9 protein-coding genes are annotated in these 10,415 nt (G+C 72.7%); 4 read left to right on the forward strand and 5 right to left on the reverse strand.

Features of this window, described 5'->3' with window-relative positions; genetic code table 11:
- The first annotated feature begins 196 nt into the window (after positions 1-196).
- The gene (locus tag B7X32_RS13635) at positions 197-1,537 is read left to right on the forward strand and encodes a hypothetical protein (protein ID WP_292720573.1); all 1,341 of its coding nucleotides are present in this window, start codon (positions 197-199) and stop codon (positions 1,535-1,537) included.
- A 166-nt stretch (positions 1,538-1,703) separates the two neighbouring features.
- Here the strand turns inward: B7X32_RS13635 and raiA are convergent, their stop codons facing one another.
- From raiA to mtrA, 5 genes are all read right to left on the reverse strand, one after another.
- Positions 1,704-2,357: a ribosome-associated translation inhibitor RaiA gene (gene raiA / locus B7X32_RS13640; protein ID WP_292720574.1), complete on the reverse strand. Its 654-nt coding sequence runs from the start codon at positions 2,355-2,357 to the stop codon at positions 1,704-1,706.
- A 178-nt stretch (positions 2,358-2,535) separates the two neighbouring features.
- Positions 2,536-3,228: a phosphoribosyltransferase family protein gene (locus B7X32_RS13645; protein ID WP_292720577.1), complete on the reverse strand. Its 693-nt coding sequence runs from the start codon at positions 3,226-3,228 to the stop codon at positions 2,536-2,538.
- A gap of 99 nt (positions 3,229-3,327) precedes the next feature.
- On the reverse strand, positions 3,328-5,058 hold the full coding sequence (locus B7X32_RS13650; RefSeq protein ID WP_292720578.1) for an LpqB family beta-propeller domain-containing protein: 1,731 nt from the start codon (positions 5,056-5,058) through the stop codon (positions 3,328-3,330).
- The gene (mtrB, locus tag B7X32_RS13655; protein WP_292720591.1) at positions 5,055-6,689 is read right to left on the reverse strand and encodes an MtrAB system histidine kinase MtrB; all 1,635 of its coding nucleotides are present in this window, start codon (positions 6,687-6,689) and stop codon (positions 5,055-5,057) included. Before mtrB ends, B7X32_RS13650 begins: the two co-directional genes overlap by 4 nt.
- Before the next feature lie 108 nt (positions 6,690-6,797).
- Positions 6,798-7,478, reverse strand: a complete 681-nt coding sequence (mtrA, locus tag B7X32_RS13660; protein WP_292720580.1) for an MtrAB system response regulator MtrA — start codon at positions 7,476-7,478, stop codon at positions 6,798-6,800.
- A 200-nt stretch (positions 7,479-7,678) separates the two neighbouring features.
- On the opposite strand from mtrA, the gene B7X32_RS13665 reads away from it, so the two are divergent.
- The 3 genes from B7X32_RS13665 to B7X32_RS13675 all read left to right on the forward strand — a co-directional run.
- Positions 7,679-9,112 carry a glycerophosphoryl diester phosphodiesterase membrane domain-containing protein gene (locus tag B7X32_RS13665; protein ID WP_292720582.1) on the forward strand — a complete coding sequence of 478 codons (1,434 nt, stop codon included), beginning with the start codon at positions 7,679-7,681 and terminating at the stop codon, positions 9,110-9,112.
- Positions 9,109-9,810, forward strand: coding sequence for a DUF4129 domain-containing protein (locus tag B7X32_RS13670; RefSeq protein WP_292720585.1), 702 nt, complete (start codon positions 9,109-9,111; stop codon positions 9,808-9,810). The genes B7X32_RS13665 and B7X32_RS13670 overlap by 4 nt, the downstream gene beginning before the upstream one ends.
- Positions 9,807-10,415 (forward strand): DUF4350 domain-containing protein (locus B7X32_RS13675; RefSeq protein ID WP_292720587.1); only part of this gene is annotated, 609 nt, incomplete at its 3' end. The genes B7X32_RS13670 and B7X32_RS13675, both read left to right, overlap by 4 nt.

Consider the following 10,415-nt stretch of genomic DNA (forward strand, 5'->3'; position numbering starts at 1 on the left):
CTCGCGGTGGGCCTGCCTCTGTTCGTCGCGGCCCTCGCGTGGCTCGTGCCCCCGCGTGCGCCCGAGCTGACGCACCGCGCGGCGATCGCCTGACGCGCTGCCGGCGGCCCGTGCGCGGCGGGCCGCCGGCGGCGTGATCGCCGAGGGCGTAGCGGATCCACAGCCCGTCCACGGTCCGGGACCATAGGATCGGCGCATGGCCGGATTCTGGGGCAGACGCAAACGTGAACAGGAAGAGCTGCAGGCGCAGGACGCGGATCTCGCGCGGCGCGCCGAGCAGGCGATCGTCGCCGCCGACGAGCGGATCCGCACCTCCTCCGATGAGCTCGCCTTCGCCACGGCCGAGCTCGGCGACGAGATGACCGCGGACTTCCAGGCCGCGCTCGAGGCGGTGCGCTCGCACATGGGCGAGGCGTTCCAGCTGCACCAGCTGAACCATGACGAGATCCCCGACACCGCCGAGGAGCTGCGCACCCGCAACGCCCGCATCGTGCAGTTGTGCCAGTGGGCGGAGGACCTGATCGACGAGAAGTCCGCCGCGATCGCGGACGCCGTCGCCCGGGTGCGCAATGCGCCGCAGGTCGTCGCCAAGGTGCGCGCGGACGCCGCCGCGCTGGAGAGCAGGGTCCCGCATGCGCAGGCGTCCGTGGACCGGCTCGCCACGCGCTACTCCGACACCGCCATGCAGCGCGTCGCACGCAGCGCCGAGGAGGCCGCTCAGCTCGTCGTGTTCGCGAACCACGGCGCCGACGTGTTCGAGCGGCGCCGCGACGCCGGCCGCAACCAGGAGGCCGTGCTCGCGCTCGAGACGGCGACCGAGGCCACGCGCCGCGCGTCCGCGCTGCTCGATGCGGTGGACGACTTCGAGATCGAGGCGCTGCGGGCCGAATCCACGCTCGCCGAGGTCGTCGCCGACTCGCGGAACGACCTCGCAGCCCTGCCGATGGCGCCCGACGCACCCGCCGTGGCCGCGGCGGCGACGGAGCTGCAGCGCGCGCTGAACGCCCTCGCGCCCGTCGGCAGCCGCACGGATCCGTTCGGCGAGCTCACCCGTCTGCGCGCGGCGAACACCGCGCTGGACGCGGCGATCGCGGCCGCGCGCTATCGCGCGGAGCACCCCCTGCCCACGATCGACGCCGTGCAGCACGCGCTCGACGACGCGGACCGGCAGCTCGGCGTCGCCCGCGGCCTGATCGAGGGCCACCGCGGCTGGATCGGCGCGGACGCCCGCACGCGTCTCGCCGAGGCCGAGCGGCTCCGCGTCGACGTTCCCGGACTGATTCCCGCGGAGGAGACCCGCGAGCAGGCCCTCAGCACCGCGCGTCGCGTCGCCCAGCTCGCCGCAGAAGCGCTCCAGCTCGCCCAGCACGACATCGACCGATCCCGCCCCGATCAGGGCTGGGGCGGCGGCGGAGGCAACGGCTGGGGCGGCGGCAACGGGTGGGGCGGCGGTCGCGGCTCCGGCGGCGGAGACGTCGTGACCGGCGTGCTCGGCGGCCTCGTCATCGGCGGCCTCCTGGGCGACATCTTCGACTGACGCCCCTCGGCCCGAGCTCTCTGGGCCCCAAACCCTCGAGTCGTCCCCGTGAGCGCACCCCAGGGCATGCGCTCACGGGGACGACTCATGTTTCGGGGTGCCGTGCACAGCGCTGCGCCCCGGTCCTCCGGGACCGGGGCGCAGCGCTTCGTCTGTCAGGGGCGCGTCAGCCGACGAGCTCCTCGGCCGGGGCCGCCTGGGTGGTGAGCGAGATCACACCGTAGTCCCAGCCCTTGCGGCGGTAGACGACGCTCGGGTGGTCGCTGCGCGCGTCCACGAACAGGAAGAAGTCGTGTCCGACCAGCTCCATGCGATCGACGGCCTCTTCGACGGTCATCCACTCGGCGTCGAAGTTCTTGGTGCGGATGACGACCGGGGAGTACTCCTCCTCGATCTCGAGCGTCGGGATCGCACCGGTGGCCACCGCGTGCAGCGTGTCCGCGGAGACGGGGTGCACGTCGATGCCCGCGAGCTCGCCCGTGCCCTTCTCGAACCGCGCGCCGCGCGGATGGTGCCGCCCGTCGATACGACGCTCCTTCGCGCGCCGCACCTGCTCGATGAGCTTGTCGACGGCGAGGTCGAGCGCCACGAACTTGTCCGCGTCGCGAGCCTCCGCGCGGACCAGCGGACCCCTGCCGATGAGAGTGAGTTCGACGGTCTCGTCCTCCACATGACCGCCGCGATAGGAACGATGAGTGACCTTCACGTCCAGGCTCTGCGCCTTCGTCGCGATAGTCGCGATCCGTGCGGTCTTCTCCTCGACCACCGCCCGGAATCGATCGCTGATGCCGACTCCGACACCGACGATGTTCGTTTCCATCCTGACCTCCTTGTTCCGGTCCGCCCGGCCAAGGGCGGACCGTGGTCGCCTTTGTGAGTCCCCACCGTAGTCGCCCCACCCCGACATGTCATCCACAATTCATCTGCGTGTCGTGCGGATCCGCTAGGAGACCTCTCAGGCCCGGGCACGATGCTCCGCAGCTCCGCCTCCGGCGCGCTCATCCGCGCCGTCCGGTCGCGGCCACGGCCACCGCCCCGACGACCTGGAACCCCGCCGCTCGGAGCGCTCTGGCCGCCTCCGCGCAGGTGGATCCCGTGGTGATCACGTCGTCGACGATCAGCGCCGCGGCCCCCTCCCCGGCACGAGACGCGACGAGGCCACCGGCGAGGTTCGCCCTGCGCTCGCGCGCATCGAGTCCGCGCTGATCCTGCACCCGACGCGCGTAGGACAGCGCTCGCAGCAGCGGGACGCCGGTGCCGCGGGCGAGGATCTCCGGCACGCGGAATCCGCGGCGCCGGAACGCCGCTCGGGTGGTCGGCAGCGGCACCACGGCATCGATGCGGCGGGGCGCGCCCGCTCCCGCGCACAGGTCGTCCACGGCGGCGGCGAGCGCCGGCCGCAGCGACCGGATCAGCGAGGTCTGCCCTTCCTCCTTGACCGCGCGCAGCACGGAGGCCGCGACGCCGTCGAACACGAGGCCGGCCCGCAGCGGGACGACGTCGGACCGGGGGCGCACCACGCGCGGCGCGAGCTCGGCCTCGCACGACAGACACAGGGCAGCCCCCGCGGCTCCGCACCCGGCGCACACCGAGGCGAAGACGAGATCAGCGATCTCCTGGACGACACGGCGCAGGGCGGACCGCGGGGGCGCCGTGACGTCCGTCGGCCGGGATCGGGGTTCGGGGATCATCCCGCGAGTCTGCACGCCGAGGCGCGCCGGAGGGCGGGACAGCCCGTGATCGGTGCGCTCTCCGCTCCCCCGAGGTTCTGTGCAGGACGATGGACCGGCTCAGCCGCCGAGCTGCACCGCGAGCACCTTCACGTTCGTGCTGACCTGCGTCGGGGCGGGGCCGCTGCGCACCCACAGCACGCCGTTGCCGAACAGCTGCACGGTGGACGTGGGCGAAGCGGGCGCGATCGTCTGGGTCGCCTCCGGCACGTCGACGGTCCTCGCCGGTCCGCCGACCTGCTGCTGCCGCAGCAGGGGGGACGCCCCGTCGGTCGCGAGCACGCCCACGGTCGTGTCGTCCAGCCAGGCGATGTCGAGCGCCGCGGCCGGCCAGGAGATCACGTTCGGATCCGCCACGCCGAGCCCGGTGGGCGCGCCGCGGTCGTCCCGCGTGATCGCGACCACCTCGATGCGGACCTGCCCGTTCGCGGTCACCGCCATGGCGAGCCTGGCTCCGTCCCTGCTCACCGCCATCGCCGTGATCTGCCCGGCGTCGGAGGGACCGGCGAGCGAGCGCGAGGCCGATGCCGAGCCCGAGCTGGAATTCGGCCAGGCGAAGATCGACGAGGGCGATGTGCGGGGAACGGTCCAGATGTATCCGAAGGGATCCAGGGACGGCGGGATGAGTCCTGGACGGCTGTCGATCTCGTCCGTCCTGCCGTCGGCCACGGCGTACACGACGCCGCTCGCGCCCTGCACCGCGACGCGCTGCGCCCCGGTCGCCGCGCGGATGGCCGCGATCGGCTCGGGGAAGCTCTCCAACGGCACGGAGACGCCCGCGATCGGGGTGAGCTCGCCGCCGGCCAGATAGCCGAACCCCTTGTCCGTGAGCACGAGCGGACGCGGGTCGACGGTCGTCGGCGCGGCGGGGGCGGATCCCGCATTCAGATCGCGACCGGAGACCGTGAGCTTGACCTGCAGCACGCCGACACCGCTCAGGCTGCTCAGGCTGCGTTCGAGCTGGGTGCGCATCCGCGCCAGCGTGACCGGATCCGCCTTGAGTGCGGCGTCGTTGAGAGCGACCTCGGCGACCTGGGAGTCGGAGATCACCGCGTTCCGGCCGAGTGCGATGTCTCCGGTGAAGGCGGTGCGCACCGCCCCGGTCAGCCAGGGACTCGGCTTGCCGCTGACGAGGGACTGCACGATCCTGCTGGCGGTGTTCTCCCGCTTCGGGAACCAGCGCACGTCCGGCACCAGGTAGGTCCAGGTCGAGTCGAAGTACTGCAGCGCGTAGGGGGCGAACACGTCGGCGGCGGCGAAGGAGTCCGCGTCCAGCACGATGCCGTCGGGCGCCGCCGAGATGCGCCACTGGCCGTCCTTGTTCTTGACGAGCGCGAACATCAGCTCGGCCGCGCGGTTCACGGGCGCTCCCGAGTAGGCGCCCGTCTCGTCCACGGTGCCGGTCTGCTGCAGCGCGAGGTGCACGGAGGTCGAGGTCGCCTCCTTGGGGACGTCGGGGAGGTCGAAGCGGCGCTCGGCGGATCCGGTGTCGATGGTGACCCCCGCGTCCGGCTTCCACTTCTGCGCCTCGTCGGCGGTGAGGAACTGCCGTGCGATGCCCCAGCTGTCCTTGGGGCTGGAAGCCGCGTCGATGAACCCGCGGACGATGCCCTTGGGATCCATGCCGTTGGACGGCCCCTGCGGCACGAAGGCGAGATCCGAACCGCCGCCGCTCTGCCCCGCGGCGAGGCCGGGGCGCACATCGCCCGTGATCGGCAGCGACGCACAGGCGGTGAGCCCCAGGAGAGCGAGCGCGACCATCGCGCCGCGCAGCATCCGTCCGATCCTCATGACTCCTCCTGCCGGTCCGCCGACGACTCCGGCTCCGCGTGGTCGCCCGGCTGCGCGATCGGCGCGGTCGTGACGCCGATCTCGGCGATCGCCTCGACCGGCTCCGAGGGCACGGGCGATGCGCCGTCGAGGGGGCGGGTTCCGCGCGGAAGGGTCAGCACGAAGTTGGTGCCCTCCCCCGGCTGCGACCACACCGTCAGCGTGCCCCGGTGCAGTCGCGCGTCTCCCAGTGCGATCGAGAGCCCGAGCCCCGTGCCGCCGATCGTGCGCTTGCGCGAGGGATCCGCCCGCCAGAACCGGTCGAACACGCGCTCCGCGTCCTGCGCGGTCATGCCCATGCCCCGATCCCGCACGCCGACGGCCACCGCGTTCTGGTTGCTGTCGACCGTGATGACGACGGGATACCCCTCGCCGTGTTCGATCGCGTTCCCGACGAGATTGCGCAGGATGCGGCGCACCCGGCGCGGGTCGAGGTCCACGGGCGTGTGCCCGCCGGGGGCGACGAAGCGCAGCTCGGTGTCGTGCGTCTCCGCCAGCGGGCGCATCTCGTCGACCAGGTCCTCCGCGAGGTGGGCGAGGCTCACCGCCTCGGTCTCCAGCTGCACGGATCCCGCGTCGTAGCGGCTGATCTCCAGCAGATCCGCGAGCAGCGTGTCGAAGCGGTGCACCTGCGTCTGCAGCAGCTCCGCGGTGCGCGCGGTCGTCGGGTCGAACTCCTCGCGCCGGTCGTTCAGCATCTCGGCGGCGAGCCGGATGGTCGTGAGCGGCGTGCGCAGCTCGTGCGAGACGTCGGAGACGAACCTCTGCTGCACGAGCGACAGCTCGCCGAGCTCCTTGATCTGCGCCTCGATGCTGTCCGCCATCGCGTTGAAGGAACGGCCGAGCGTGGCCAGCTCGTCCTGCCCCCGCACCGGCAGTCGCACGTCGAAGTCGCCGCCGGCGAAGCGGGCGCTGGACTCCGCGGCCTCGGTGATCGGCTGCACCACGGTGCGCAGCGAGAACCAGGCGATCACGCCGATCAGCGCGACGAGCACGATCCCCGCGATCCACAGGCTCGACTGCACGAGCACGAGGGTCTGCTCGGTGTCGGCGAGGTCGTACGCGATGTACAGCGCGTACGTCCCCGCGCCAGGGACGCTGAGCTGCTGGCCGACGAGGATCCCGGCGTGCACGGAGCCGTCGGCGTCCTGCAGCGCGACCGGCTGCCACCACTGCTTCGTGGCGTCCTTGGAGACGCGCTGCGAGAGCTGATCCGAGACGAGGTCCTGGCTGAAGCCGGTCTGGGTGAACCCGAGGGCGGCCTGCGAGTCGAGCGGGATGACCCCGTACAGCGGCGACGCCGAGACCGACTGCACCTGCACGCTGACGTCGCGCATGAGCCCGGTCAGCGCGGTGCGGTTGCCCTGAGTGTCCGCCGAGACCAGCAACGACTGCGCGGAGTTCGCCGCGCGCCTCGCGTCCTTGAGCGCCTGATCCTTGCGCGACTCCCAGAGGTTGTTCTGCACCGCGAGGGCCATCGCCACGCAGGTCACCAGCACGGCGACGCTGGTCAGGGCGAGGGCGATCACCATGGTGCGGAAGCGCAGCGACTGCCGCCAGAGCTGGGCCGTGCGGTGCCCTCCGCCGCGCATGCCGCGCACCGCCGCGTTCGCGAGCGCCACGGTGTTCGTCATCGGCGGGCTTTCAGCATCGGCGGTGGCCGCTTCTCGGCGGAGGGGTGGGCACGACCCGCATGCGGGTCAGACCACGCTCCCCGCGCGGTATCCGACGCCGCGCACGGTCGTGACGATGCGCGGATTGTCCGGGTCGACCTCGACCTTGGCGCGCAGGCGCTGCACGTGCACGTTCACGAGCCGGGTGTCGGCCTTGTAGTGATAGCCCCACACCTGCTCGAGCAGCATCTCGCGGGAGAACACCTGCTGCGGCTTGGAGGCGAGCGCGACGAGCAGCTGGAACTCGAGCGGCGTGAGTGCGATCGGGGCGCTGCCGCGCCGCACCTCATGCGCGTCGACGTCGATCGTCAGGTCCCCGATGCGCAGCACCTCGCTGGTCGACTGCGGGGTGGGACGCAGCCGGGTGCGGATGCGGGCGACGAGCTCCTTCGGGTTGAAGGGCTTGACCATGTAGTCGTCGGCGCCGACCTCGAGGCCGCGGACCACGTCGGCGGTGTCGCCGCGGGCGGTGAGCATGATCACCGGGACACCGGACTCGGCGCGGATGCGCGTGCAGATCTCGATGCCGTCCATACCGGGGAGCATGAGGTCCAGCAGGACGAGGTCGGGGCGCTGCGCGCGCCACTCGTCCACGGCCTTCGCGCCGTCCGCGCAGAACACGGGCTCGAAGCCCTCCGTGCGCAGCACGATGCCGATCATCTCGGCCAGGGCCGTGTCGTCATCGACCACGAGGATGCGTGAGGTCATGGGCGGGCAGTCGTCTTTCGGATCTCGCGGTGTTCGGATCTCTTGCGGGACGGGGGCACGGATGGGCGCCCCCACGTCGGTCCAGCGTACTTCACGACCTGCGGAAGTCGGCCGAAGGGCTCCGCACGCACCCATCGCGTCGCCGATCCGGGCGCCGCGGGGGTATGACACGATGGACCCACACGCGAACCGGAGGACTCGTGAGCCAGCACAGTGTGAATGCGCAGGGCTGGACCCCCGCGCCCAAACCGGGTCTGATCCCGCTGCGCCCGCTCGGGTTCGGCACGGTCCTCGGGAAGTCGTTCGCCGCGCTGCGGCACAACCCGAAGGTGCTCTTCGGCTTCGCCGTGGTCATGCAGCTGATCGTGATGGTCGTCGTCCTGGCCGTCGTCGGCGCCGTGTCCTTCGCGACCCTGAGCCGGCTCAGCACCGTGCGGCAGGGCAGCGACGAATGGCTCACGCTGTACCTCGGTTCGATGGCGTTCATCGGCCTCGCCGGCCTGCTCATGGGTTTGTTCTCCGTGGCCCTCACCGCGATCGTGCAGGGCATCGTCGCGGCGGACGTGCGTGCGGCGGTGCTGCGCGAGAGCGCGACGCTCGGCGTCCTCTGGCGTCGGGTGCGGCCGGCCGCCTGGCGCCTGATCGGCTACACGCTGCTCTACGGCGTCGCCGGAGTGGTCGCCGCCGTGCTCATCATCGGCGTGCCCTTCTTCTCGATCGCCGTGCCGACGGGCTTCAACGGCCCCGGCATGGTCTTCGCGGTCCTCGCCGTGCTGGCCGGGATCGCGGGAGTCGTGGTGCTGGCGGTCTGGATCGGCACCAAGCTCATGCTCGTGCCGTCGCTCCTGGTGCTCGAGGGCGCCGGCGTCCGCGCCGCGATCATCCGCTCCTGGCGCCTCACCCGCGGGCGCTTCTGGTTCGCCTTCGGGATCGTGTTCCTCATCGGCGCGATCATGTACGTCGGCACGCAGGCGATCAGCACGATCGGCGGCCTGATCACCTCGCTGTTCGGCCCCGTGCTCAACCCGACCGGCAGCACCGAGCTCTCCCTGGGGGTGAGCGCGATCGTGGGCCTCGCGATCACCCAGGTCCTCGTCGTCGTGCTGCAGTCGATCAGCTCCGTGGTGCAGGCCACGGCAGGGTCGCTCGTCTACATCGACTGCCGGATGCGGTACGAAGGCCTGGATCAGGATCTGATGGCGAGCATGGAGCGCCGTGCGGCCGGCTACGACGACGGGACCGATCCGTTCCGGCTCGATCCGTCCAGAGAGGTGCGTGCCGGGTTCCGTCCCGCCCCGACCGCGGTGCCGTACCCCCTGCCGCCCGGCCCGGTTCCGGGCTATCCGGCACCGCAGGGCTATGTCGGCGCACCCGCACCGCAGGGCTACGCCGGCGCACCCGCACCGCAGGGCTACGCCGGCGCACCGGCACCGCAGGGCTCCCCTGCCGTGCCGCCGGGATATCCGGCCGTCCCTCCGGCGCACACGGCCGCGCCGCCCTCGACCGCTCCGGCCGCGCCGCCGCCGGCTCCCCCCGCACCGCCCGCTCCCCCCGCACCGATCCCGCCCGCGCAGCAGAGCCCCTGGGCGGCGCCGGACGAGGGGTGGACCGCGCCGGGATCCGATCGGCGATGATCGGCCGCGCCCTCCGCGTCGCGCTGATCGCCCTCCCCGCGGCGCTCGGTGCGAGACTCGCCGCGATCCCGCTGGTCCCCGACGGCGACGGCGCACGCCGCCTCGCGGAGCAGGAGCTGTCGAAGCCCGAGTACCAGGAGGCCAGACCCACCCTCGTCGATCAGTGGGCGCGCGCCGTGATCGATTGGCTCGTCGAGCTGCTCACCCCGCAGCATGCCGCGGACCTCGGCCCGTGGGCGGCGATCGTGATCGGCGCCCTGCTCGTCGCCGCGCTCATCGCCGTGCTGCTGATCTGGGGACGTCCGCGACGCTCCCGGACCGGCCGGACGGGAGCCGTCCTCCTCGGATCCGCGGACGATCGCACCGCCGCGCAGCTGCGCACGGACGCCGACCGCGCCGCACGCGAGGGCGACTGGACCGAGGCGATCGTGCTGCGCTACCGCGCCATCGCCCGGTCGCTCATCGAACGCGACCTCATCGCCCCGGCTCCCGGTGCGACCGCACAGACGATCGCCCGCGAGGCGGCGGTGCCGTTCCCCGCCGAGGGCGAGGCTCTGCACGCCGCCGCCGTCGCCTTCGACGACGTGCGCTACCTGGGACACCCCGGATCCGCCGCCCGGTACCGCGCCCTCGCCGAGACGGACGAGCGCGTGGCAGCGCTGCGTCCGCAGGCGCTGCCCGAGGGGGTGCCCGCATGAGCCCCGTCGCTCCCCCCTCCGCGCCCGAGGCGGCGGCCATCGGCGACGGACCAGACACGCGCTCCCCCCGCGCCGGGGACAGCGGGACGCTCGTGCGCACGCCGCGCCGAGGGCGCCGCATCCTCGGCTGGGTCCTCGTCTCCGCCCTGGTGCTGGTCGTCGCCGTCGCGGGACTGCTGCTCACCGCTCCTTCCTCCGCCCAGCGCGACGCACTCGACCCTGAACGCCCCGGCGCGGACGGCATGCAAGCTCTCGCGCAGATCCTCCGGCAGCAGGGCGTCAGCGTCGACGTGGTGCGCTCGCGCGCCGACGCCGCTGGCCGGCTCGACGCGAACACGACCCTCGTGATGAGCGATCCGTACACGCTCAGCGACGCGGCGGTCACGGAGCTCACGGATGCCGCGCACGGCATCGTGCTGATCTCCCCGAGCGCCCGGATGCTGCGGATGCTGCAGCTCGGCACGTACGGGCCCGCCTCATCGCCTTCGAGCGTCCGGGCGGACTGCGACGTCCCCGCGTTCGCGCACGTCGGCACCATCGCGCCGGGTCAGCTCCTCCTCCCCGACCCCGGCGTGACGGCCTGCTTCGGCACCGCGACCGACGGC

Source organism: Microbacterium sp. 13-71-7 (genome assembly GCF_002257455.1).
Lineage (GTDB): Bacteria > Actinomycetota > Actinomycetes > Actinomycetales > Microbacteriaceae > Microbacterium.